The organism is Agathobaculum desmolans ATCC 43058, from assembly GCF_000701665.1.
Classification (GTDB): domain Bacteria; phylum Bacillota; class Clostridia; order Oscillospirales; family Butyricicoccaceae; genus Agathobaculum; species Agathobaculum desmolans.
The window spans coordinates 80605-103773 of sequence record NZ_JNJN01000002.1; the positions used below are offsets into that span (position 1 = coordinate 80605).

Sequence of the window (23169 nt, forward strand, 5' to 3'; positions counted from 1 at the left end):
TTGATATCATAGCAGATAAACCCGGTTTTGTCCATTCTTGACCACCATTTTGTATTTTTCCGGAGGAACAACGCGTGTCCCAGATCGAATTTGACCATGTAAGCAAGTATTTTATGAATGAAAAGCGCCGCTTTGCCGCAATCGACGAACTTTCGCTTTCGATTGAACCCGGAGAATTTGTTTTTCTGATCGGCAGCAGCGGCGCGGGAAAAACAACGCTTCTCCGCCTGCTTGCCAACCACATCACGCCGGAGTCGGGCACCATATGGGTAGAAGGACAGCAGGTCAACCGCATACCGCAGTGGCGGCGCCCATTGTACCGCCGCCGGATTGGACAGGTATGGCAGGAGCCGGCGCTCATTCGTAAAAAAACGATTGGTGAAAACCTTGAAATCGTCCAGCGAGCCATGGGCGTTTCCCATCGGATCATTCTGGAGAATACCATGAAGGCTCTTTCCATTGTTGGTATGCGCAATATGGCGGACGCCTATCCATATATGCTGTCCGGCGGACAAATTAAGCTGGTCGAGCTTGCACGGGCCATTATCTGCAACCCGCACATTCTGCTTTTGGATGAGATCACCGCTAATCTGGATGATGATACCGGCTGGGATATCATGAACATTTTGAATGAGATCAACCGCCGCGGTACAACCATCGTTATGGCGACCCATGCTAAAAATTTCGTCAATATTATGTGCCGACGTGTCGTTACGCTGGTTGCTGGACGAGTTGCAGGGGACGTCGAAAAAGGAAAATACGGCGAGTTACATTAAGCTGCCGTTTTTCATAATTTCATTTTTTATAATTTCATTTTATGCTCAGGAGGAATTTCGCAAAATGAAGCTGAAAAACATGCGCATCAGCGCGCGACTCATCGTCGGTTTTGCCATACCGATTATTCTGTCATTGATACTGGTTATCTTTGCACTGATTGCAACCTTTTCAATCAACAACCGTTACACCGACCTGATTGGCGGCGAGCTTCAGCTTGAAACCAAGGCACTCGAATCGCAGGTCTATATCAATACCGCCGCCCGCTATGCGCGCGACATGGTGCTCGATACGGACAAGTCCAATTACTCTTGGAATCAGGAGGGGCTGAATAAAGCCCTCAGCAATCTGAATGCTACCCTTGCTTACCTGCAGGAAAACAACGCCAAGTGTATGGATGCCAATGCGATTGACAAGGTCATCGCCACTTCGGAAAGCTGGTTAAAGGTTCTTCCCAGAATCACAGCTGCGATCGACAAAGATGATTTCGATTCGGCCACCAGCATCCTGCAGATGGAGTGCACACCGGCCCTGACGGCGCAGGCCGAGGCAGCCAACGCCTATACCACCGAACTGCAGCGCGCAATCCAGACCCTTAACGACAACGAAACCAAGAATGTTGTAACGCTCGCTACGATCTTTATTGCTATGACGGTGATCTTCCTTGCGCTTACGATCATCTTTGCTGTTAAGATCATCCGCTCTATCCGCGTACCGCTGTCCGAAGCGCGCGATGCGATTGTTGCGATGAGCGAGGGCGACCTTGACCGCCCGGTTACCTATGAATCCCGCGACGAGGTTGGTGAAATCTCCTCTGCGCTCCATATCTGCCAGACCGTGCTGAAGGACTCCATCGGCGAGGTGGCACGCGTGACCACCGGCATGTCCAACGGCGACTTTTCGCTTACCGTCAGCGGCAATTTCCCCGGTGCGCTGCAAACCGTGTCCGACAACCTTTCTTCGGTGATCTCTACCTTGGGCAATATGATCTCCAACGCGATGTCCTCGGTCGATCAGGTATCCGCCGGTTCCGAGCAGGTTTCCAACGGCGCACAGGCGCTTGCACAGGGCGCTACCGAGCAGGCCAGCGCGATAGAAGAGCTTTCCTCTACCATTAACGACATTGCCAATGCCGCCCGTGAAAACGCCGAATCTGCGCGCGTGGCGAAGGAAAACGCGGACAAGGCCGGTCATCAGAACATTGCAAGCCAAGAGCAGATGACCAAGATGATCGAAGCCATGAACGAGATCACTGCTACCTCGCAGGAGATCGGCAAGATCATCAAAACGATCGAAGATATCTCCTTCCAGACCAATATTCTGGCGCTCAACGCTGCGGTAGAAGCCGCACGCGCCGGTTCTGCGGGCAAGGGCTTTGCGGTTGTTGCCGACGAAGTGCGCAACCTCGCTACCAAGAGCGCAGAAGCCGCCAGCAACACGACCGCTCTGATCGAATCCTCGATCAAGGCTGTGGAAAACGGCTCCGAGATCGCCCGTACCGCGGCGGATTCCATTACGCAGAGCGCCGAGCTGACCACGCAGTCGGTTGAGCAGATCAGCCGAATCGCCGAGGCCGCAGAGCATGAATCCGAGTCCATCGACCAGATCATGCAGGGCATCGACCAGATCTCCACAGTGGTACAGACCAACTCCGCAACGAGCGAAGAATCCGCGGCGGCCAGCGAGGAGCTTTCCTCTCAGGCGAATATCATGCGGCAGATCTTCTCCGCTTTCCGTGTAAACGGTTCCTCTGCTTCGGCTTCTCCGGCAGAAATCGGCGGCAACCTTCATGCAGGAGGTCAGTCCCCCGATCAGGGGGAAACCTTTCGCAGCCCCGCCGCAGTCCCCCAACCCTTCACCGAGGACTCCGATAAGTACTAAGCGCTATTCGCTTACCCCGGATCTGGTCAGCGGCAACGAGCTGATCGACTCTGAGCACGTGCAGTTGTTCGATGCAATCAACAACCTGCTGGACGCCTGCGCCTCGGGTCGCGGACGGGACTCCATGCATAAAACCGCACAGTTCCTTGCCGACTATGTCGCCAAGCATTTTGGGGACGAGGAAGCACTGCAAAAGCAGTACCATTATCCGCACTACGATGCACACCATACCTTCCATGTGAATTACAAAAAGCAGCTCCGTGAAGCGGTGGACGTCATCGAACGCTCGGGCGCAACGATGGAAAATCTGCAAAGCCTAACCCAGCAGGTTAACGTTTTGCTGAACCACATCCGCAGGGAAGATAAACGTGTAGCCGCGCATGTCCGCAAAAACTCGTAAAGCCACCCAATTTTCCAACACCCGCCGTTTGGCGGGTGTTTATTTTTGAAATTACGCCATATTTTTTATTTGCAGGCTTATTTTGCGTATTGCCCTGCCGATAATCTATATGTAAGCCAACAGCGGCAGCCATTGGGGCACGCATAACCCCTTGGCGCGGCTTGCGGGCGGCGCCGCCCGCCGCAGGAGCACTTCTGCCCTGTCCTGTTTGAGCTCACGGGATGTGGCAGAACCACATTTGTTGGGGAAAATGGAATTTCCCTGTAATGATCAAGGAGGAACAAAAATTATGCGTATTCAGCATAACATCATGGCGATGAACGCCTACCGCAACTACAACAACAACACCTCGGCACTGTCCAAGAACCTCGAGAAGCTCTCCTCGGGCTACAAGATCAACCGCGCGGGCGACGATGCGGCAGGTCTGGCTATTTCCGAGAAGATGCGTGCGCAGATCACTGGCTTGCAAACCGCGCAGAAGAACGTAAAGGACGGTATCTCGCTGGTAAAGACCGGTGAGGGCGCAATGCAGGAAGTACAGGACATGCTCAACCGTATGGTAGAGCTGGCTACCCAGTCCGCCAACGGCACCTACGATAACGAGGTTGACCGTGACAACCTGCAGAAGGAAGTAGACCAGCTCAAGACTGAAATCGACCGCATCGCTGATTCCGCAAACTTCAACGGCATCAAGCTGCTCGACGGCTCGCTGGCTGAGTCCAAGGTTGATTTGACTTCTGCTACCATTGGTGGTGCTGATGGTACCATCACGAATGTGGCTGCTACTGGTGCCAAGTCTGACATTACAGTTGCGGCTGCTGGTACGACAGGCGATCACAAGCTTACGGTAGAATATGCAACTGCGGACGGCAGCCTGAAAAAGGTTGAGTTGACCTATAACGTTAAGAATACTACCGGTGCGAACAATCAAGCCACTGCAATCCGAGATGCCATTTCCAAAAATGCCGAGCTGTCTGCCATTTTTGACGTTGGCGGAACTGCCGCTAAGGTTGAGCTGACTTCCAAGGTCACTGGCGAAAAGGGTGCTAAGGTTGTCTCCATGAGCAGTGATGATACTGGTGTTATTACTGCTACGAATGCAGCTGTTACCGCGGGTACAAACGCAAAAACCACAGTCGACAATATCGCTGGTGTGCGCGCAAACGATAGCATCACGTTGAACGGCAAGACCTATGAGTTTGTCAACAAGGCTGGCGACAAGACCTCAATCGATGGTGCAACGGCTGTTGTTCTGGGTAAGGATCCCGATGCCACTGTTGCAGCACTGAATGCTGCATTGGACGGCACGGGCATCAGCGTAAAGAATGATGGTGGTAAGTTTATGTTTACCGCTGATCAGAATGGTGCTGGCCTGACCCTGCAGATCGGCGATACGTCTGATGATTACAACCAGATGACCGTTAAGATCGGCGACGTACATGTACAGGCGCTCGGTCTGAATGGTGTCAGCGTTGCTTCTCAGGATGCTGCACAGGCTGCGGTTAAGTCCATCAAGGACGCGATCAACACCGTATCCTCTATCCGCGGTACGCTGGGCGCTACCCAGAACCGTCTGGAGCACACCCAGAATAACCTGTCCGTCATGACCGAGAACATTCAGGACGCCGAGTCCACCATCCGCGACACCGACGTGGCCGACGAGATGATGGCTTACACCAAGAACAACATTCTGGTGCAGTCCGCGCAGGCAATGCTGGCGCAGGCCAACCAGGTGCCGCAGGGCGTTCTCCAGCTTCTCCAGTAAGCAATTTTATTGTACAGTATTTATCCTGTACACCAATAGGAAAGCACGCATTTCCGCGTGCTTTCCTGCATTTATGCCCCTGTTAAAGAGGAGGTAATCACAAATGAGTATGATGAGCGATATCGCAGGTCTTTCGGTTTCCATGCACGCGGCTGAGCTGCAGCAGAGCGTATCGATCTCGATTGTCAAAAAGTCGATGGACTCCGCGGAGCTTGCCGCACAGGAGCTTTTGCAGATGCTTCCACCCCAGCCGGGCGTGGGCGAGCATATCAACACCTATGCGTAAAAAAAAATGGGAGGTACGGCGCCGTACCTCCCATTTTTTTATGCTTCCCCTGTGCTTCCGCCGTCCGGCTGCGCGGCCAGCGCCGCCTGTGCATCCACGGCCTCCTCTTCGCTCACAGCCGGGTGGAGCATCTGCTCCCACATCCGGTTCACTTCTTCCATGCAGTCGAAGTAAATGGTTGTAAGCAGGTTTGCCGGTATTCCCAGCTCTTCTGCGTTTTCCGTAATCTGCTTCCAGTCCGCCTTCTCATAGCTGATGATCAGGTCGAGCAGCTTGCCCGCAATTCCTTCATGCCGCAGCAGTGCGCTGCGCAGTTCGTCCACCATCGGGATATCCGAAAGGATATCCTCCATCGGCGCATCGATCAGGTAGCCCAGTGTAGAGAACATACCAAGCAGATAGGCCTCCGAACGGGTCAGCGGCTTGTCCTTCATATACCGGTGCAGCTCGCCCGCAAAGCTTGCGCGCATGAACGACCGCTTGATAAACTCTTCGGAATCCTCCAGCTCCTGCGCGCTCTGGTCGCCCGCGCTGAGCAGGTATACCCAGCGTTTGATCTGGTTCAGTCCAAGGGTCATAATCGCCTGCTGGACGGAGGTCGTCTGTGTCCGGCGTGCAAAATAAGCCGAGTTTGCAATTTTAAGCAGGCTGTAAGTCAGTGTAACATCCATAGAAATGATCTGCTCAATTTCCTGCACATCAGGCTCCTCGCGTGTAACCGCAACAACCAAACGGAAGAAATTGCTACGCAGATAGCCGCTTTGATGCACCTTATTTGCCAGCTTATCCGCCACAAATGCTCCCTGCATACCATAAACGCCCAGTTTTTTGGCCAGATCGAACGTCTGCTGGTCATCCACGCCCGTGGCAATCACGCGCTTATTCATGCTGTGCGCCACGCGCATAACATTTTCCGCCGAGTTGCCGCCTGTTGTGTGCATGTTGAGCTTGATATAGGAGATATATTCCAACATCCCCAGATAGCGCGGCGCAAACTGAAAATCGTTAACTGCAATCTGATAGCCTTCCTTTGCATACTGCTGTACCAGATGCATGGCAAAAGGATGGATGATTGCACTGTCATCAATCTGAATAATGAGCGAGTCATTCTTAAACAGGTGCGGTGTGCGGCGCGCCAGCAAGGAGCTGGTAAAGGTCATAAATGTACAGGAATCCTTGAGGGCTTTTTCAGAGTTCTGCATCAGGAAGTCGTAAATTGCTTCCGCAGCAGCAGCATCCTCCCCGGTATCCCCGCCGTATGCTTCATTTCCGTTGGAATACATAATTTCATATCCCAATACATGGCTGTCCGCGTCCTTAATCGCCTGCCGGACAATATATTTATTTTTTACCATGGAATATACCCCCTTTGGCCGCTTTTACCGTTCCTGCTTCTTTTTATCCAGCAAGCCGTCCATCACATCCACCAGATGTCCGATCTCCGGCTTGGAGAGCTGCTCGTCCGCGCCAAGCTCCTTTCCCTTCACACGCATTTCCTCCGTCACCAGCGATGAGAAAATGATGACCGGTATCTCGCGCAGCACCGGGTCGGATTTGATCAGCTTGGTCAGCCTGTGTCCGTCCATGCTGGGCATTTCAATATCGGTGATAACCAGCGCGGCATGCTTTTCCAGATTCCCCGGCTCTTCTGCCAGCGGTTCGAGATAGTCCCACAGCTCCTGCCCGTTTGCGAACATGTGCAGGTTGGTATATCCTGCCTTCTCGAGTGAATCCTGAATCATGCGCGACAGCAGGATCGAATCCTCCGCCACCAGCACCGGGCAGCTGCGCTGTGCGCGCGCTCCCTTTCTTTCGATTTCGGATATCTGAATCGTGGTTTCGGGCGCTATTTCCGCAACGATCCGTTCAAAATCAAGCACGGTCACCAGTTGGCCTTCACACTGGGCAATGCCTGTGGCCACGCCTTCCTCGCCGCCGGAAACCGTTTTATCCGGCTTCTGGATATCTGTCCACGAAATACGGCTGATCCCTACCACCGTATGCACGCGGAATGCAATATACATTTTATTGAAATTGGTAACGATAAACAAATCCTTGGGATTCGGCTTGGAATGCTGCCCTGTCAGATAAAAGGGAAGATCCACCACGGTCAGCACAACATCGCGCGGCTTAAATATTCCTTCCACCGCGGGATGCGCATGCGGCATTGCTTTTACCGGCACGCTCATCATGATCTCACGCACCTTCGCAACATTAATGCCATACAGGTTATCATCAACCGTAAACTGCATGATTTCAATTTCATTGGTTCCCGATTCCAGCAAAATGTTGCCACGCTTATTTTCCTGCATAATTCCCACTCCTTTGATCGCTGTTATGTCAAAGTATTTTCTCCGGTTTACCGACGACTTTGATGCAGCCCTCTCCAGTGGCAACATCAAATAACAACGTACGTGCACTTCGTCCGCCGACATCCTCCCGCAGTAGCCGAACATGCTCCTGCTGTAGCACCTGATGCACACTGTCGATATTCCTTTGCCCGATGCTGCCCAGACTCCCGTTGCCTGCCACGTCAAACATTTTCGCCCCGCCCGCGATTTTTGCTACCAGACGTGAGCGCCGCGCACCTCTTTGTTCCATCTGGCTAATCGTCAACCGTATCCCGGTGTCCGCATACTTCAGCGGCGAGGTACGGTTCGCTTCCATATTCAGCGGCAGCATAATATGCACCAGCGCCCCCAATCTGATAAACGGGTCATAAAGGCAGATGCCTATGCAGGAGCCTAATGCATAGGTAATCAAAACGCCTTCGTCGCGTGCTATTTTCATATCGGCAATGCCGACTGTCAGCTTATTCATCCGTCAATTCCCAACCTGTGCAGAAGATAATTCAGCGAGCGTACATCCGGTGCAAGGAGCAGCCGACAGGGAAGCTCCTTCCCCTCCACCAGAAAGCTGCCGCCAATCAACATAATATAATCCGACTGATTGCCACAGGCCACCATTGGTACGGTAATGATCGCGCCTTGCATATCAATCGTCAACTGCGGCACGGATGGCACGATTTTGACACCGGACAGCTCAGACAGCGCATTAACAAAAGATGAGATCAGTATATTCCCCACCTCGATAACCGCTGAATCCTCTAGTTCTGTCAGCTCGTCATAGCCGGTGATCTGCTTTCCCATAATGTGCTTCAAGATCAGATTGATCGCGTCCAGCTGCACCAGCGCCAGCATTAACCCATTGATCTCTCCGCTCAGGCTGGAGATAATGCCCGCAGAAACGGTTTCAAAACCACCCAGCTTTTCTACCGCGTCGTTGAACTCCAGCACCTGAACCTCCGGCAGGGGAATACGCACCTCGCAGCCCAGCAATGCGGATAAGGCGGTCGCAGCACTTCCCGTCCCGATACTGCCGACCTCGCGCAGGGCATCGATCTGCTGTGAATTCATTTCCTCATATTTTCGCAAATTCACGTACTTGCTCTCCTATCAGGTTCTTAATCCATTGATTGTTGATTCCACTTCATCTTGTGTCTGCAGCATCTTCAGCGCATAGGAAAAAGAACGCTGCGCTTCAATCACCTTGCCGAACTCCGTTGCAATGTCTGTATTAGATGCTTCCAATACGCCTTTCATCGCCTTGCCTGTTGCTGGCAGCGGCGCGCCGTTCTTTGCAACCGGAAGCAGCTTGTTAGAACCCAAATGCTGCATCCCGTCTGTATTGGCAAAATCGAATACGCCCACAGGATACGCCGCTTCCGCACCATTGGTCAACGCAATCGGCTGCCGGTTTTGATCCAGCACATAATATCCATCGCTGTCGCACAGGTAGAACACAGCCTGCCCTTCGCGCTGTACGCTTCCCCAATGGAAAGCGCCGGAGCGCGTATAGCAAATTTCATTGCTCTGTGGATTCAGCAGTGCAAAAAAGCCTCGTCCCTCTATGCCGTAGTTTTGTCCGGACTCGCGCGTCATCATGGCACCCTGGGAAAAATCCGTTGCCGTCTGAATCATGCGGCTGCCCGATCCACGCGGCAGAACGGCATTGTCAGGCCCCGTCCAGTTTCGATACAGCAGATCGGAAAATTGCGTTTTTTCCGCTTTAAATCCGGCATTATTGACGTTTGCCAGATTATTAGCTGTTACATTCAGCCGTTTCTGTTGCTGTGATGCCGCAACTGAAGCGGCATAAAAGGACTGATTCATGCTTTAACGCTCCCTTTCGATTTATTAAACACGGCCAAGCTCGGTTGAAGTCTTCGTCATAAGCTGATCATACATTTTGCTCATCTGCGATGCACTCTGCAAAGCCCGTTGGCAGGTTATCATCTCCGTCATCTGCTGCACCAAGTCAATATTAGAGCGCTCGATCATTTTATGATGAATGATCATATTGCCTGCGGCCTGCGGCTGGATGTTAGAGGTGAACATCCCCTCCCCCGTCTTTTCCAGAGCCTGTGCCGGATCGGCAAATGCAAACACGCCCAAAGTACCCAGCACACGCCCGTCTGCTCCCGTAATCGTGCCGTCAGCTAAAGTAGTGATATGATCTGTTCCAAGATAGATGGGCTGTCCATTTTGCCCCAGCACGCGCCCTTGTCCGGCAAGATAGAGATACCCCTGATTGTCCAGCATAAACGAGCCGTTTCGCGTATATACCCGCCCGGCCGCACTTTGAACGGCAAAATATCCTTCCCCTTCTATGGCGAAGTCGAACGGCAGCCCTGTCGGCTCCAACCCTCCCTGAGAGTGATCAGTATATACCTCGTCAAGTGCTGTGATATAACTCGTCGTTGTACCCAATGCCTGCGGAGCTTTCTGCTTGTTTCCCACCCGGCTGCGCATGACCTCATCAAATGTCGTGTCCGCATAGCGATCTGCCTTATAGCCCGTAGTGGCAGTATTGCTCATGTTATTACCGACCACATCCAGATTCCTCGTCTGCGTAAGCATGGCCGAGGTCAGATCGTAAAATCCTTTATACACTGCAATTCCTCCCTGATTATGTATCGTATATATAGGCTGTCATTGCGGTTCGGAGCTTCCTAATCGCATTGGAATGGATTTGAGAAACGCGAGGCTCACTGACACCAAGCACCTTTGCTATCTCTTTCATCTGCAGCATTTTCTGATAATACAATGACAAAACAATCTGCTCGTTTTCCCGCAGATCTGCAATGCTGTCACGCAAGACCTTCTGCATCTCTTTCTTCTGATAACGCTCCTCCGGCTGGGCATCCGCGTCGCTCTGCGGAAGCTTTTTCACCAGTGTGTCAGAGTCATTTTCATCCAGCATCATATCCAAAGAAAGCACATTGCACAAGGCGGTCTTGGCAAGCTCTGCCTGATAGCGCTCCACACTGATACCCAGATGTCCAGCTACCTCCTGATCGGTTGGCGCTCTGCCAAGCCGTGCATATAAGTGTCCGTTGGCCTCATCGATCTCCCGCATGTGCCGGCGCACAGACCGGGGGATCCAGTCCTGTTTACGCGCTACATCAATAATCATGCCGCGCAAGCGTTTACATATAAAGGTTTCAAACTTTACATTCTGGCTCAGATCAAATTTATCCAAGGCGTTCATTAAAAGGATGATCCCCTCGTTAATCATATCATCGACCTGTGCGAAGCTGGCATAAACCCCTCGCAGCTTTAATGCCACATTTTTTACAAGATAGGCATACCGCATCACCAGAACATTTTTCAGTTCCTTATCACCAGACTGCTTATACTCTTCGAGCAGCGCCTCGTTCGACAGCTCCGCCCACCGTTTCTGTTCTTCCAAAACGCTTCTTCCCGTCCTCTCTCATCTGCCGGGCGATGCCAGATCAAAGCGTAACGTTTCCCAGCGACTGTATCTGCACGTTTGTAATAATCTCGTTAAAGGAAAGCACCGTTATATCCGGATAAAACTGTTCCAGCAGTCTGCTCAAGTATATCCGGATGATATGACTGGTCAACAGGATCGGCTTCTGCGAAAACTCGGCGAACTTTTTCACATATTCTCCCAACTGAGACAACAACTTTTGCATCAGCTCGGGTCCCAGAGCAAGGTAAACGCCCTGTTCGTTTTTCGTCAGACTTGCTACGATCTTCTTCTCCACTTCTGCATCCAGCGTGATTACATTCAGCTTTCCATCCTCGCAGAACCGGTGCGTAATCGTCCGCTTCAACTGAGCGCGCACACTTTCGGTAATCAAGTCCGTATCTCTGGTAATCGCCACTGCATCCACAACCGTCTCGACAATCGTCACCATATCCTTAATTGGTATCCCCTCTTTCAGCAGGTTTTTCAGGATTTTCTCCAGCATTGCATATGAAACAACGTTGGGGAACGCCTCTTCGACCAACTGTGGGGCAATTCTCTTCATGTTATCCACCAGCTGTATGGTTTCCGCACGGTTCAGAATTTCGTAAGTGTGCTTTTTAATCGTTTCCGACAAGTGTGTCAGCATTACCGAAAGAGGATCGATTACTGTATAACCATAAATTTCCGCCATTTCCTTATTTTCAGGCAGAATCCACCGAGAGGGGATCCCATAGGAGGGCTCTATGGTTTCGATTCCGTCGATTTCCCCGGCGGGATTTGGCGGCTCCAACGCAAGATAATAATCCGTCAGGATCTCGCCGCGCGCCACTTCTTCGCCTTTGATCTTGATGACATATTGATTGGTTCCCAGCATTGCCACATCACGCAAGCGGATAGACGGCACAACAAAGCCCATATCCTGTGCATATTGGCGCCGGAAAATAACAATGCGGCTGATCAGCTTGCCACCGCTTGCTTCATCAACCAGCGGGATCAAGCTATATCCAAATTCCATTTCGATCGGTTCAATATTGATCAGCGAGTACACATTATTAATATCTTTATAGTAATCCATCTCGGATTGCTGCGCTTCGGCCTCACGCTTTGCTGCTTCTTGTGCAGCCGGCAGTTCTTGCTGCTGCCGTTCCAGTGTCTCCATCTGACTGGTAACCCGCCGGCTGACCAGAAACAGTACGGCTGAGATCAAAATGAGCTGAACATGCGGCGTACCGGGAAGAACCGCAAATATGGCAAGTATCAGCCCTGCGATCGAAAGCGCGCGCGGCTGCGCCAGAAACTGACGGATCACATCGTTGTTCAAGCTTCCGTCCGCAACCGAACGGGTTACAATCATGCCGGTAGCTGTAGAAATCATCAGCGCCGGCAGCTGCGATACCAGACCATCGCCAATCGTTGCGATCGAATAAATGCTGAGAACATCGCTCAGCTCCATGCCGGACTGTACGATACCGATAATTGATCCCGCGATAAAGTTGATCGAAGTGATGATGATCGACATGATCGCATCACCTTTTACAATTTTGGTCGCGCCATCCATTGCACCGTAAAAGTCTGCTTCCCTCTGGATCTTCGCGCGCTGGCGCCGGGCGTCCTGCTCGTTTATAATGCCGGAGGATAAGTCTGCATCAATCGCCATCTGCTTTCCGGGCATGGCATCCAGTGTAAAACGTGCCGCAACTTCCGCCACACGTTCCGCACCCTTGGTAATAACAATGAACTGCATCAATACAATGATCAGGAATATGATAACACCGATCACTACATTGCCTTGAATAACGAATTCACCAAAGACCTTGATGACCTGTCCCGCTTCGCCCTGCTCAGACAGGATCAGGCGCGTTGAGGAAACATTCAGACCCAGACGGAACAGCGTTGTAATCAGCAAAAGCGACGGGAAAATTGAAAATTCCAGCGGCTCCTTAATATTCATCGTAATCAGCAGGATGATTAACGATAACGAAATATTCAGAATAAAAAATACATCCAGCATGAATGGCGGCAGCGGAATCAGAAGAAACAGCACAACGACCACCACGAACACAGATATGACATTGTCAAAAATTCGTTTCATCGTTTCACCGTTTCTTCCCCGTACCTTTAACCAACCGGATTTTTATGATTCAGCTTGTAAATATAAACCAACACATCTGCCACCGGCCCATATTGCTCTGCCGGTATCATCTGCCCAACCTCAGCCGATGCATACAACGCCCGCGCCAATGGCTTATTTTCAACCACCGCAACACCGCTTTGTTCCGCTACGGCCACAATTCGCAGGGCAAGTTCATCCTGCCCCTTGGCAACTACAACCGGCGCTGCATCCTGCCCAACGCGATAACGCAGTGCAACCGCAAAATGCGTCGGATTTCGGATGACTACATCCGAACCCGGCACAGCCTGCATCATACGCGACCGCGCCATCCTTCGCTGTAGCTCCCTAATTTTTCCCTTAATTTGCGGATCGCCTTCCATCTGCTTATATTCTTCTTTTATCTCCTGCTTGGACATTTTAAGCTGTCGCTCAAATTCCCACCATTGATACAGGTAATCAAAAAAAGAAAGCACCAGAAACGCTACCGCAACCTTCAGCAGCAAATCAAGCCCCAACTCCAGCATAGATTGAATCGATTGTGCCAGATCCATATGCATATACTGGGAAAACCTTAAAAGCGCACCTTTCACAAAGCGATAAATCAAAAACAGCAGTATCGCAATTTTCAGCACGCCTTTTAGAGCCTCTATAATACTTTTCAGTGAAAAAAGCCGCTTAATCCCCTGTAAGGGATTCAGCCTGCTGAATTTGGGCCGAAGCGCCTCAAATGACACCAGAAGCTTTGTCTGTGCAAATGTTGCGACAACCGCTGCCAGTATCGTAATCAGAAGAGGAAGCGCGACAGACCGCGCCAACGCCATCATAGACTGTGCTTTCAGTTCAGCCCCTATGGCGCTCGCGCCGCCGGTCGGCAGGCTCCCCGTCAGCCCAATGCAGAAGCGCACCAGCGAGGCCATGGCCTCTGCTATCAGCGGCAAGCCAATGCGAAGCGTCACATAGCTGGCAAACAGAGTCGCCACAGCAACCACATCGCGGCTCATCAATACATTGCCCTTTTTTCGTTCGTCACGCCGTCGTTTTGGTGTCGCTTTTTCGGTTTTTTCTCCAGCCGCCATGCCCGCTCCCCCCTTTCCGGCCGCAGTACTACAATATTGTCGTTTTCATCATCTGCTCAATAGCTACCAGCATTTGCTTTTCCATACCTAAAAGGGATTCCCCCATCAGCGGCATGAACAACGTTACAAGCAGCAGCCCAAGCAAAATCTTTAATTCAAAATTGATAGCAAATACATTGATCTGCGGTATTACTTTCATCAGAATACCCATTCCCAGCTGTCCGATCAGTTCTGCAGCCAAAACAGGCAGACTGAGCTTAAGTGCCAGCACTGTACAGGAAGCAAACAGCTCCAGAAGGCTTGTAACCGCCTGCTCTCCTAATACGGCCGATCCGAATGGAATAATTCGGCCTGAATCAAGTAAAATACGCAACAGTGTAATATGTCCTCCCGCAGAGAAAAAAAGCAGGACGAACATGATATTCAACAGGGTCGAAGTAAGGGATACATTGGTCCCCATTGCGGGATCGTAGCTTTCGGACATATTCATACCCATTTGCGCATCAATCATATGTCCTGTCAGAAGCGGTACATAAAAGAAACAATGCATGACCACCGCAACCAGATAGCCCAGTGCAAGCTCCAATAAAAGCCGCAGCGCAAGTTCAATTACCGTTGCCGGCACAGCCACCGCCTCCTGTGCGGCAAATGCACCGACAAAGACCGCCATCACAAGGCTCATTCCAGCCTTGACCATAGCCGGCACATTTGTCCGTCCCCAGAGCGGATTGAAAAGAACAAAGCCTGTCATCCGCATCAGGATATACAGGAACAATGTCAGCCCCGCCTCATCTATCATCTTTTTGCTCCCTGTGCGCCTATCCCAGCATTTGTGTGAAAATCATTCTTGTAAAGTCCTGCATGGTATGCAGCATCCATCCGCCGCCCGCCATACAGAATACTGCGATCAGGATCAGCTTCGGTACAAACGAAAGTGTCTGCTCATGGATCTGCGTTGCCGCCTGAAAAATGGCAACCAGTATACCGACCGCCATACTTGCAATCAGCATTGGTCCACCGATTTTGACTGCAACCCACATCCCCTGCCGCAGAATATCCAACACCTGATTTTGATCCACTGTGGCACCCGCCTTTCACTACTGCTATCGAAACCCCTGCGCCAGCGTGGAAAACAACAGCTGCCATCCATCCACTGTAACAAACAACAGCAGTTTGAACGGCATGGAGATCATCGCCGGTGGGAGCATAATCATGCCCATGCTCATCAATGTGGAAGAAACCACAATATCTATCAGCATAAAGGGAATATACAGAAAGAAACCAATCTCAAATGCACGCTTCAGTTCACTCGTCATATAGGATGGAACGACCACCCGCATGGATAGCTCCATGGCTTCTTCCTCGGACACAGGCGCATCCACCTGCGCCAGATCACAGAACATATTCAGTGAGGACTGCTCGGTCTGCCGCAGCATAAAACGCTTAAGCGGAACCTCCGCACGATCCAACGCCTGCTCCTGCGTGATTGTCTGCTGCTTGTAGGGCTCATATGCGTTTTTTTGTATCTCTGTTAAAACCGGGTTCATAATGAACAGTGTTAAAAACAACGCGATCCCTACCAACACCATATTAGGCGGATTCTGCTGTGTCCCCATCGCACTGCGCAGAAACGACAGTGAAATGATGATCCGGGTAAAGGAAGTCATCATAACCAGAATGGACGGCAGCAGCGCGATGACTGTGGTAAGGAACAATACCTCCAGCGTTTGGACGTTATCGCCATTTACATTGATCAGTCCCTCAGGCATGTTCCTTATCCCCCCTTATTCTGATTATCTCTTCCATGCAGCTTGCGGGAAAGCGTCTCAAAAAAAGCCGCCGGAGCGGCATCAGCCTTATGCGCCGCAGCCGCTTTCTTCCATAGCTGCGACTGTTCCTCCGACAACTCGGCAATCAGGCTGATCTGCTCCTTGGACACGCCCAGAACAAAGCACTGTTCACCAAGCTGGACAACCAACAACGACTGCCCAGCCCCTATTGACAGCCTATCCAGAACACGCATCCGGCTGCCCGCGCCCGCAGTTCCTACGCCACCGCTCAGCCCAATTTTCCGCGTTACCCAATAAGCCAAAAACAATATACCAGCTGTACACAGCAGCATTCCCGCAAGCGAAAGCAAGGGCGGCATATCAGACCTGACCCACGATCGAGCTTACAGTTTTAATAATGCGATCCGGCTTAAAAGGCTTTACAATGAAATCCTTGGCACCCGACTTGATCGCTTCAATTACCATTGCTTCCTGTCCCATTGCTGAGCACATCACAACCGAGGCATTTGGATCCGCTTTACGAATCGCTTTCAGCGCCTCCAAGCCGTCCATATTCGGCATGGTAATATCCATAATCACCAAGTCGGGCTTCAGCTCTGCATATTTTGCAACTGCTTCCGCACCGTCACTCGCCTCATACAGGTCGGTATAGCCGTTCTCACTCAGCGTATTCTTGACCATCATGCGCATAAAAGCCGCATCATCCACCAGTAAAATCTTCGCCATTGTTAAAAACCATCCTTTTTTATAATTACTTGCTAAGGTCTTCCAGTTCCAACGGTTCAATGATCTCGGCAATACGAATGCCGAAGTTATCGTCAACCACTACAATATCACCCTTGGCAATGCATTTGCCATTGACATACAAATCTGCCCGATCTCCTGCCAAACGATCCAGCACAACGAGGGATCCCTTTGTATAATTCAAAATGTCCTTTACCCGCCGGCGCGTCCTTCCGATTTCAACTGACACATCCACCGGTACAGACATCAGAAGATCTAGATTCCCCTCCTGCTCTTGTGTAAGCTGCGCCGCCCTGTTGTCGAGTTCGGGCATGGCCGGGTTGCTCGTCTTGATTGTTTTCGGCTCCACCGGCTGCTGCGGCATATAATACATGGGAGGATATGGCATCTGCATCCCATACGGAGGGTATGGCATCTGCGGCATTTGCATCTGCGGCATCTCGGATGGCGCTTCCTGCGGCGGCATCTTGACTGGCACTTCCTGCGCCGATGCCGGCTGTACGGATGCCTGCGGCGGTGCCTCTGCCGGCTTTTCCTCGGCAGTCATGGTTTGTGCCAGCAGCCTTTCGATTTCATCCTGACTCAATGTCGCGCCGGCACTTGCCGGCTCTTCTGCTGCGGGTGTCGGGGTCGACGCCGGCGCTGCCTGCGGTGATGCCTCCTCCGGCAATCCAACATCGGCACCGCCAATATTAAATCCTTCCAGCAGCTCACGCGCCAGATCCATGCTCAGTGCGCTCATAAATTCGCTTTCAACTGCATTCTCAATACTAAGCTGAAAGCGGACAACAACCATCGTTCCGCCTGCCGGGAAATATTCCTGCACAAATTCATCCAAGCTCTGTATCTCAAACGCGTGCGGCGTTGAGATATTTACCATACGACTGAGGAAATCAGACATTGCGGTGGATGCAGCCCCCATCATCTGATTCATGACCTCACAGATCGCGCTCATGTTCAGCTCATTGATCTGAAAGTCCTCATCTTTGGTTTCCGTTCCCAGCAGGATATCCGCAATCGCCCGCACATCGCTCCGCTTGAGCAGCATGATATTGCTGCCGCTAAGGCCAGCTATGTAATCAATCTTTACGCCGATTGCAGGCTGCAAATTGCCGAGCGTGAAATCTTCGGCGGATACAAGCGACACCGTGGGCGTTGTGATGTCCACACGCCGCGCCAGCATATTGGAAACAGCCGTTGCAGAAGAACCCAAACTGATGTTGAAAATCTCTCCAATCGCATCCATCGCCATTGGGCTAAACAAACTCGATGCCATTCTTACTGCCTCTCTCCTTCATCTTCTAAGCGCCCCATTTCAGACAGCACATAGGTCTTATCGATCCGAACCGCTTTATTTTTCTGAAACACTCCCATGGTGCCGTCAAACCAACGCTTATCCCCTATATTCAGGAATACCTTTGAATCCTTCGGCTGTCCCAAATCTATCACATCACCAACATGCAGATGATAAATATCTGACAAGCTCAGCGTTGTGTGCTGCAATTCCGCAATAATAGGAAGCTCTGAAGCACGCAGGTAATCCATAATTTCATCGCTGTCATGCTTATTGGGCTGACGCATACTGCTGGTTTCTCGATTCATTTGACTGAACACATCGCTCAGCATGGTACCCGGCAGACATATACTGAAGCGCCCGCTGCTGACAGCCGTCTTTACTGTTATACCAATAATAACAACGGCCTCATCCAACCCGATCAGCTGAACCAGCGTCGGATTAGTCTCAACGCGGTTGAACCGAAATCCAATATCAATATAATTCTTCCAAGCGCTGTCCAGACAGTCCACCATGCTTCGCATGAGATCGGTATACAGCCTAAGCTCTATGTCTGTATACTCATATTCCGATCCGACCTCGCTATCCACATCGCCGTTTCCTCCCAGCATACGATCCATCATGCTCACCATGATGCCCGTCGTGATATGGAACAGGATCGGTTCCTTTTCCCCCGTATCCTCCAGCGTGTCCTGTACCAGCACAAGCACATCCCGTTCGCTTAAGGCATTGGAAAACTCGTAGTAGCGCTGCTCCTCGACTGAATCGACTTCGAGATCACATGTCAGATGCAGCATCGCATTCAGCCGCGAAGACAGCACCCTGACATAGCTTTCAAAAACGCTGCTCACCATTTTAAGCCTGTCGCGTGTGAACTTCTTAGGGCTGTAGAAATCATATTTTGGATACCGCTTTTCCTCAGGCTGCGCATCATTCCCCGCTCCCGCGTCAATATTACCGTTTCTCGCCGCGTTAAGGAGCATATCTATTTGGCTTTGTGATAAAACTTCAGACATGTTATAACAAATCCTTTTACCTACTTACTGTTATTACTCCTCCAACGTGCCCTCGCGCATGGTGAAATATTTCTCCACGCTGTTCTCGGCGCTGCCGGGATCAAGCCCTGTAACCATCAGCTCCACACGCCGGTTGCGCGAACGCTCTTCCTCAGTAGCGAAGCCATCAATCGGCCGCCACTGTCCATAGCCCACACTCACCAGCTTATCCGCATCAACCACATTTTTATTTTGCAGATATACGGTTACTGTTGCCGCACGGTTCGAGGCCAAAAAGCGGTCCACCGTCGGATCGTTTGCCCTATCAGGAGAGCCCTGTGAGGTATGTCCCATCACACGCAGCTCATCAATCAGATTAGTCTGCGGTTGTATTGCCTTGGCCACCTCATCCAGCATCCGCTTGCCGCTGTCAAGCAGCTCCCAACTGTCACCCGCAAAGAATACAGCATTTTGGAAGGTGATGAATACATAGTCCGCACCCTGCGTGACGGTCATCTGCTGCTGCAGGTTATTCTCAGTGCTGTACTCATTCAGTGCTGTTGCAATCTGTGTCAGCGCCTCCTGCACATCCTGCTCCGTCGTTTCCACCTTATCCTGTCCTCCCATTCCCACAGCCTCCGAAGAGGGCTGCCGCTGGAGACTCTGCACAAACTGCTGCCACTTTTCTTCAGTGATTGTCGACATACTGTACAGCATAATGAAAAAGCAAAGCAGCAGGGTTACCATATCACCATAGGTATCCATCCAGTTTGCGCCGCCACCGCCGCCTTTTTTTCGTTTCATGCCGTATCGCCCCTCCTATACCACAGGCAGATCATTCTTTCCCTTTTCTGGACCCCTTCTTCTTTTTCCCGGACTCCCCAGATTCTTCGCCGGTCGCCTTCTGCTCCAGATAACCCTCCAGCTTTTCCCTGATAAATTTCGGGTTTTCACCGGACTGGATCGCCATAACGCCCTCTATGACCAACTGACGGCACAGGCATTCCTCCTCGTCTCGTGTACGAAGGTTATTTGCAATCGGGTTAAACACCAAATGCGCCAAAATACAGCCGTAAAATGTCGTAATAAGCGCTGTCGCCATGGCCGGTCCTATTTCACTGGTTCCCGTGCTCATTTCGCCCATCTTAGACAACATCTTAACCAGACCAATCAAGGTGCCGATCATACCGAATGCCGGTGCTGCGGCAGAGCCTTTTTCATACATGGAAGCAACGTCGTCATGCCGCGCACTCAGTTGGTCGATATCACTCGTCAGCATCTCCCGCACTTTTTCCGAATCATTGCCGTCCACAATGAGCATGATGCTTTTCTTAAAAAACGGGTCTTCCAGCTGGCTCGCCGGCTCTTCCAACGCCAGCAATCCGTTTTTTCGCGCGATCTGCGCAAATTCAACTACTTCATCAATAATGCCTGCCGGATTGAACTTTTTCTGGTTAAGTATGATGCTCAAATGCTTGGGAAACTTTACCAGAGTCTTCATTGGATTGCCGGCGATAACCGTTGCCAGCGTGCCGCCAACTACAATTAAAATACTGGGAATATCTATAAATTGTTTCAGCTGATTTAAATCAATCGCAGTCAGGGTATCGCCCATGATAATGCCATAGACAATCATGAAAAAGCCAAACACAATGCCTATGATAAATGTTAGATTCATTTTGCTGCCAGTCCCCCTGTCCGGTTTTTTCTATAATTCCTCTAAATTTATTTCCAGTCTCTGTTTTGCTTATCAGAGATCGTGATTTCTCGATAAATATCCCGCACCTTGGCCGTATACTCTTCAATCAGCGCAACGACACGCTCCGGGGTCTCCCGCACGATATAGTAGTCATGGTTCATCATGATGATTTTGGTTTCCGGAATAAGTTCAATGGTTTCAATCTGCATATGGTTCAACAGAAATTGCTCCCTATTCAGCTTTGTCAAACGGATCATTGTACTACCCCTTTCCCGTACAATGCAGGGTGCGGGGCGCGCAATTTGCGCGCCCACCCTGCCAGCCTTTGCTTATCGTCCTGCCTTACCGCTTCATGCTTACCAGGTCAGCAAGCATTTCATCGGTCACAGTAATGATCTTTGTGTTCGCCTGAAAACCACGCTGTGCGGTGATCAGGTCGGCAAATTCGGTTGCAACGTCGGTCTTGGACGATTCCAGACCTCCGGCAAAGATTTTGGTCTTGCCGGCATTGCCGATCGCCAGATCCGGTGTCGCCGTAGCAGGATCCATATTATTCAGATAGGCACCGCCCAAAACACCGGTGCAGGTGCCGACCGTCAGGTCGCCTGCATTGTTGCCGCCCTGATAATAACCATTGCTGAGCTTTGTCAGGCCATTCGGGTTAATAACGCTCCCCACCGCGATAACGCCGACCGTGATCGGGTCGCCTCCATCGGTAACTGCGGTAATGACGCCATTTTGTCCGACGCTCAGGTTGACCGCGCTTACCTTTACCGTCGTATTCATATTGGGTCGTTCCCCGCCATTCTCAGGATACTCGAGTTCGTTTGTCCCGCCCTTACCATCCAAAGTCGGGTATATCGCACCATTCTCCTTGAGAGATCCAGTGCCATCCCCTTTGGGTGCGGCAAGCGGCAAACGGATCGGCTGCAGGCAGGCGTTCCACACGACATTTCCCTTCTGATCCGTCATGATATTGCTGCTCGTCGTGGTAGGATTTTCTACACCCTGCGGCATAAAGCCGTATACACAGTTGCCATTTGTATCGACCAGGTATCCGTCGCCGTCTAACCAGAAATTGCCCACGCGGGTCAGAGTCAGGCTGTTGGGATCCGGCTCGTAGTAGCCGGTTACCGGATCGCCCTGTCCTAACTCACCATCATTACCCACGCCCTTTATATCCGACGGCTTCGGTCCAACCAGAAAGAACCCGTTGCCATCCAGATAAAGGTTAGAGTTTACACCCGTTGGCGAATACGTGCCCTGCGCAAAGTTTAAGTCAATAGAGCCGATTTTGGAACCATAACCAATCTGTGCGGCATTGGTGCCGCCATACTGTGTACCGCCCGCTGTACTCGCCTTGGACGAAGTATACATGGATTCGGTAAAAGAGGTTACACCCGGCTTAAAGCCATATGTATTGGCGTTGGCAATATTATTGCCGATTACATTCATCTTCTGCATGTGGGTCTGCAAACCCGCAATCGCAGCATACATAGAACCTGTCATAAGATACGATATTGCTCCTTCCAGCTATCGCACTGTCGGAAACGGTCAAACGGACACATTCCCAAAGCATCCCCGGCCGGGGACCTGCCTTCTTTTGCTATTATAAAAGAACAGCGCCGTCAATATTGGTAAATACATTATCTTTCATTTCTTCCTGTGAGATCGCTGTGATCACACGGCTTTGCGGTACATTCACGATAAACGCCCGTGTCGCATCGAACACCAGAATATTTTTTGCACCCTTCGCTTGTGCACGTCCAACCGAATCGTTCAGCCGCGCCATCAGGTCACCCGTTATTTCAATGCCGCGCTCCTCCGCACGCTGCTGAGCGTGCTTGGACAGCGCCACGCCGCCCTCCTGCGGTTCAACGCCAATGCTTTCCAGACGATGCCGCAGCAGGTCACCGAACGTGCCTGTCTCCGGGGCTGTTGTCTGACGCCGCTCCGTTCCCGCAACCGGAAACGTACCATTTAGACGCTCAATCATAGGCGTTTTGCATCCGTTCCGCCGTTCGGAGCCGACTCATCAGGTTTCCCCTCCACCGGAGGTTTTTCCTCGGTTCCGCCGTCCGGCTTCTCTTCCACCGGAGGCTTTTCGTCAACAGGCGGCAGTTTACCAACAGCCATGATCGAATTCAGCTTATACTTTTTGCCGTCTACAAAAATGACCTGCTCTCCGTTTTCACGCGCGCTTCCCGTTACAGTGCCGACGACTTCATTCAGCTTGCCATTTACAAATTCGCCTACGGTTACGGTTTTACCCACCAAGGATGCCGAATATGCCATCGTAGAGGCATCCGTTACGGTTGCCATAGCTTGAATCGTGGACATCTGCATCAACTGATTCATCATATCGCTTGTAGATGCGGGATTATCCATGTCCTGATTTTGGAACTGCACGATCATCAGCTGCAAAAAATCCTGCATTGTCAGCGTCAGATTATCCGAGCTGCTGTTCTGCACAAAACCGGTATGCCCATTTGTTTCTTTTGTCTTATCCGACGCGGCAGTCTGCGTGCCCGCCCCGTAGGTACGTGCTATAGTAGGTGCAAACAAATCACCCATTTA

At 51.2% G+C, this 23169-nt stretch carries 27 protein-coding genes; 5 read left to right on the plus strand and 22 right to left on the minus strand.

All coding sequences use genetic code 11. The features are described 5' to 3' along the window. Nucleotides 1-74: 74 nt before the first annotated feature. The 5 genes from T363_RS0101070 to T363_RS0101090 all read left to right on the plus strand — a co-directional run bounded on the left by T363_RS0101070 (nt 75) and on the right by T363_RS0101090 (nt 5106). Nucleotides 75-776, plus strand: coding sequence for a cell division ATP-binding protein FtsE (locus T363_RS0101070; RefSeq protein WP_078096857.1), 702 nt, complete (start codon nt 75-77; stop codon nt 774-776). Nucleotides 777-840: 64 nt separating this feature from the next. After that, a complete protein-coding gene (locus T363_RS0101075; protein ID WP_051643006.1) occupies nt 841-2655 on the plus strand; it encodes a methyl-accepting chemotaxis protein in 1815 nt (604 codons plus the stop codon). A 58-nt stretch (nt 2656-2713) separates the two neighbouring features. Further along, nucleotides 2714-3055 carry a bacteriohemerythrin gene (locus T363_RS0101080; protein WP_242840208.1) on the plus strand — a complete coding sequence of 114 codons (342 nt, stop codon included), beginning with the start codon at nt 2714-2716 and terminating at the stop codon, nt 3053-3055. A 289-nt stretch (nt 3056-3344) separates the two neighbouring features. After that, nucleotides 3345-4820, plus strand: coding sequence for a flagellin N-terminal helical domain-containing protein (locus T363_RS0101085; RefSeq protein ID WP_031472399.1), 1476 nt, complete (start codon nt 3345-3347; stop codon nt 4818-4820). Between the two features lie 103 nt (nt 4821-4923). Next, nucleotides 4924-5106, plus strand: a complete 183-nt coding sequence (locus T363_RS0101090; protein ID WP_031472401.1) for a YjfB family protein — start codon at nt 4924-4926, stop codon at nt 5104-5106. 38 nt (nt 5107-5144) lie between these two features. Here the strand turns inward: T363_RS0101090 and T363_RS0101095 are convergent, their stop codons facing one another. From T363_RS0101095 to T363_RS0101200, 22 genes are all read right to left on the minus strand, one after another. Further along, nucleotides 5145-6461, minus strand: coding sequence for an EAL and HDOD domain-containing protein (locus T363_RS0101095; protein ID WP_051643007.1), 1317 nt, complete (start codon nt 6459-6461; stop codon nt 5145-5147). Nucleotides 6462-6485: 24 nt separating this feature from the next. Further along, entirely contained in the window at nt 6486-7418 is a 933-nt protein-coding gene (locus tag T363_RS0101100; RefSeq protein WP_031472405.1) for a chemotaxis protein, read from the minus strand. A gap of 28 nt (nt 7419-7446) precedes the next feature. Beyond that, a complete protein-coding gene (locus T363_RS0101105; RefSeq protein ID WP_031472407.1) occupies nt 7447-7926 on the minus strand; it encodes a chemotaxis protein CheD in 480 nt (159 codons plus the stop codon). Next, nucleotides 7923-8546: a chemotaxis protein CheC gene (locus T363_RS0101110; protein ID WP_031472409.1), complete on the minus strand. Its 624-nt coding sequence runs from the start codon at nt 8544-8546 to the stop codon at nt 7923-7925. The genes T363_RS0101105 and T363_RS0101110 overlap by 4 nt, the downstream gene beginning before the upstream one ends. A gap of 15 nt (nt 8547-8561) precedes the next feature. Continuing rightward, nucleotides 8562-9278, minus strand: a complete 717-nt coding sequence (locus T363_RS0101115) for a flagellar hook-basal body complex protein (protein WP_031472411.1) — start codon at nt 9276-9278, stop codon at nt 8562-8564. A 24-nt stretch (nt 9279-9302) separates the two neighbouring features. Further along, nucleotides 9303-10058, minus strand: a complete 756-nt coding sequence (locus tag T363_RS0101120) for a flagellar hook-basal body protein (protein ID WP_031472413.1) — start codon at nt 10056-10058, stop codon at nt 9303-9305. 16 nt (nt 10059-10074) lie between these two features. Then, nucleotides 10075-10857, minus strand: coding sequence for a sigma-70 family RNA polymerase sigma factor (locus T363_RS0101125; protein ID WP_031472415.1), 783 nt, complete (start codon nt 10855-10857; stop codon nt 10075-10077). A gap of 43 nt (nt 10858-10900) precedes the next feature. Continuing rightward, entirely contained in the window at nt 10901-12973 is a 2073-nt protein-coding gene (gene flhA / locus T363_RS0101130) for a flagellar biosynthesis protein FlhA (protein WP_031472417.1), read from the minus strand. 26 nt (nt 12974-12999) lie between these two features. Then, nucleotides 13000-14070 (minus strand): flagellar biosynthesis protein FlhB, encoded by a 1071-nt coding sequence (flhB, locus tag T363_RS0101135; protein ID WP_031472419.1) that lies wholly within the window; start codon nt 14068-14070, stop codon nt 13000-13002. A gap of 28 nt (nt 14071-14098) precedes the next feature. Continuing rightward, entirely contained in the window at nt 14099-14869 is a 771-nt protein-coding gene (locus T363_RS0101140) for a flagellar biosynthetic protein FliR (protein ID WP_031472421.1), read from the minus strand. Nucleotides 14870-14888: 19 nt separating this feature from the next. Continuing rightward, entirely contained in the window at nt 14889-15149 is a 261-nt protein-coding gene (gene fliQ / locus T363_RS0101145; RefSeq protein ID WP_031472423.1) for a flagellar biosynthesis protein FliQ, read from the minus strand. A gap of 24 nt (nt 15150-15173) precedes the next feature. Further along, nucleotides 15174-15839 (minus strand): flagellar type III secretion system pore protein FliP, encoded by a 666-nt coding sequence (fliP, locus tag T363_RS0101150; RefSeq protein WP_031472425.1) that lies wholly within the window; start codon nt 15837-15839, stop codon nt 15174-15176. 5 nt (nt 15840-15844) lie between these two features. Beyond that, the gene (fliO, locus tag T363_RS14295) at nt 15845-16219 is read right to left on the minus strand and encodes a flagellar biosynthetic protein FliO (protein WP_051643008.1); all 375 of its coding nucleotides are present in this window, start codon (nt 16217-16219) and stop codon (nt 15845-15847) included. Nucleotide 16220: 1 nt separating this feature from the next. Continuing rightward, nucleotides 16221-16586: a response regulator gene (locus tag T363_RS0101160; RefSeq protein WP_031472429.1), complete on the minus strand. Its 366-nt coding sequence runs from the start codon at nt 16584-16586 to the stop codon at nt 16221-16223. Nucleotides 16587-16611: 25 nt separating this feature from the next. Continuing rightward, nucleotides 16612-17880 (minus strand): flagellar motor switch protein FliN, encoded by a 1269-nt coding sequence (gene fliN / locus T363_RS0101165; protein ID WP_031472431.1) that lies wholly within the window; start codon nt 17878-17880, stop codon nt 16612-16614. A gap of 2 nt (nt 17881-17882) precedes the next feature. After that, on the minus strand, nt 17883-18914 hold the full coding sequence (locus T363_RS0101170) for a flagellar motor switch protein FliM (RefSeq protein WP_031472433.1): 1032 nt from the start codon (nt 18912-18914) through the stop codon (nt 17883-17885). 33 nt (nt 18915-18947) lie between these two features. Continuing rightward, nucleotides 18948-19697: an OmpA/MotB family protein gene (locus T363_RS0101175; RefSeq protein WP_031472435.1), complete on the minus strand. Its 750-nt coding sequence runs from the start codon at nt 19695-19697 to the stop codon at nt 18948-18950. Between the two features lie 31 nt (nt 19698-19728). Then, nucleotides 19729-20571: a motility protein A gene (locus tag T363_RS0101180; RefSeq protein WP_031472437.1), complete on the minus strand. Its 843-nt coding sequence runs from the start codon at nt 20569-20571 to the stop codon at nt 19729-19731. 47 nt (nt 20572-20618) lie between these two features. After that, a complete protein-coding gene (locus T363_RS0101185; RefSeq protein ID WP_031472439.1) occupies nt 20619-20849 on the minus strand; it encodes a flagellar FlbD family protein in 231 nt (76 codons plus the stop codon). Nucleotides 20850-20934: 85 nt separating this feature from the next. Next, nucleotides 20935-22101, minus strand: a complete 1167-nt coding sequence (locus tag T363_RS0101190; protein WP_031472441.1) for a flagellar hook-basal body complex protein — start codon at nt 22099-22101, stop codon at nt 20935-20937. A gap of 100 nt (nt 22102-22201) precedes the next feature. After that, a complete protein-coding gene (locus T363_RS0101195; protein ID WP_031472443.1) occupies nt 22202-22588 on the minus strand; it encodes a TIGR02530 family flagellar biosynthesis protein in 387 nt (128 codons plus the stop codon). Beyond that, entirely contained in the window at nt 22585-23166 is a 582-nt protein-coding gene (locus tag T363_RS0101200) for a flagellar hook capping FlgD N-terminal domain-containing protein (protein WP_031472445.1), read from the minus strand. Before T363_RS0101200 ends, T363_RS0101195 begins: the two co-directional genes overlap by 4 nt. Nucleotides 23167-23169 lie beyond the last annotated feature (3 nt).

Excerpts from the sequence above, each read along its gene's own strand:
- T363_RS0101115 (WP_031472411.1), bottom strand. The coding sequence starts at position 9,278 with ATGAATCAGTCCTTTTATGCCGCTTCAGTTGCGGCATCACAGCAACAG.
- T363_RS0101105 (WP_031472407.1), bottom strand. The coding sequence starts at position 7,926 with ATGAATAAGCTGACAGTCGGCATTGCCGATATGAAAATAGCACGCGAC.
- T363_RS0101195 (WP_031472443.1), bottom strand. The coding sequence starts at position 22,588 with ATGATTGAGCGTCTAAATGGTACGTTTCCGGTTGCGGGAACGGAGCGG.
- T363_RS0101190 (WP_031472441.1), bottom strand. The coding sequence starts at position 22,101 with ATGACAGGTTCTATGTATGCTGCGATTGCGGGTTTGCAGACCCACATG.
- T363_RS0101100 (WP_031472405.1), bottom strand. The coding sequence starts at position 7,418 with ATGCAGGAAAATAAGCGTGGCAACATTTTGCTGGAATCGGGAACCAAT.
- fliN (WP_031472431.1), bottom strand. The coding sequence starts at position 17,880 with ATGGCATCGAGTTTGTTTAGCCCAATGGCGATGGATGCGATTGGAGAG.
- T363_RS0101075 (WP_051643006.1), top strand. The coding sequence starts at position 841 with ATGAAGCTGAAAAACATGCGCATCAGCGCGCGACTCATCGTCGGTTTT.
- flhA (WP_031472417.1), bottom strand. The coding sequence starts at position 12,973 with ATGAAACGAATTTTTGACAATGTCATATCTGTGTTCGTGGTGGTCGTT.
- T363_RS0101085 (WP_031472399.1), top strand. The coding sequence starts at position 3,345 with ATGCGTATTCAGCATAACATCATGGCGATGAACGCCTACCGCAACTAC.
- T363_RS0101090 (WP_031472401.1), top strand. The coding sequence starts at position 4,924 with ATGAGTATGATGAGCGATATCGCAGGTCTTTCGGTTTCCATGCACGCG.
- fliO (WP_051643008.1), bottom strand. The coding sequence starts at position 16,219 with ATGCCGCCCTTGCTTTCGCTTGCGGGAATGCTGCTGTGTACAGCTGGT.
- flhB (WP_031472419.1), bottom strand. The coding sequence starts at position 14,070 with ATGGCGGCTGGAGAAAAAACCGAAAAAGCGACACCAAAACGACGGCGT.
- T363_RS0101200 (WP_031472445.1), bottom strand. The coding sequence starts at position 23,166 with ATGGGTGATTTGTTTGCACCTACTATAGCACGTACCTACGGGGCGGGC.
- T363_RS0101180 (WP_031472437.1), bottom strand. The coding sequence starts at position 20,571 with ATGAATCTAACATTTATCATAGGCATTGTGTTTGGCTTTTTCATGATT.
- T363_RS0101140 (WP_031472421.1), bottom strand. The coding sequence starts at position 14,869 with ATGATAGATGAGGCGGGGCTGACATTGTTCCTGTATATCCTGATGCGG.
- T363_RS0101170 (WP_031472433.1), bottom strand. The coding sequence starts at position 18,914 with ATGTCTGAAGTTTTATCACAAAGCCAAATAGATATGCTCCTTAACGCG.
- T363_RS0101175 (WP_031472435.1), bottom strand. The coding sequence starts at position 19,697 with ATGAAACGAAAAAAAGGCGGCGGTGGCGGCGCAAACTGGATGGATACC.
- T363_RS0101185 (WP_031472439.1), bottom strand. The coding sequence starts at position 20,849 with ATGATCCGTTTGACAAAGCTGAATAGGGAGCAATTTCTGTTGAACCAT.
- fliP (WP_031472425.1), bottom strand. The coding sequence starts at position 15,839 with ATGCCTGAGGGACTGATCAATGTAAATGGCGATAACGTCCAAACGCTG.
- T363_RS0101095 (WP_051643007.1), bottom strand. The coding sequence starts at position 6,461 with ATGGTAAAAAATAAATATATTGTCCGGCAGGCGATTAAGGACGCGGAC.
- T363_RS0101160 (WP_031472429.1), bottom strand. The coding sequence starts at position 16,586 with ATGGCGAAGATTTTACTGGTGGATGATGCGGCTTTTATGCGCATGATG.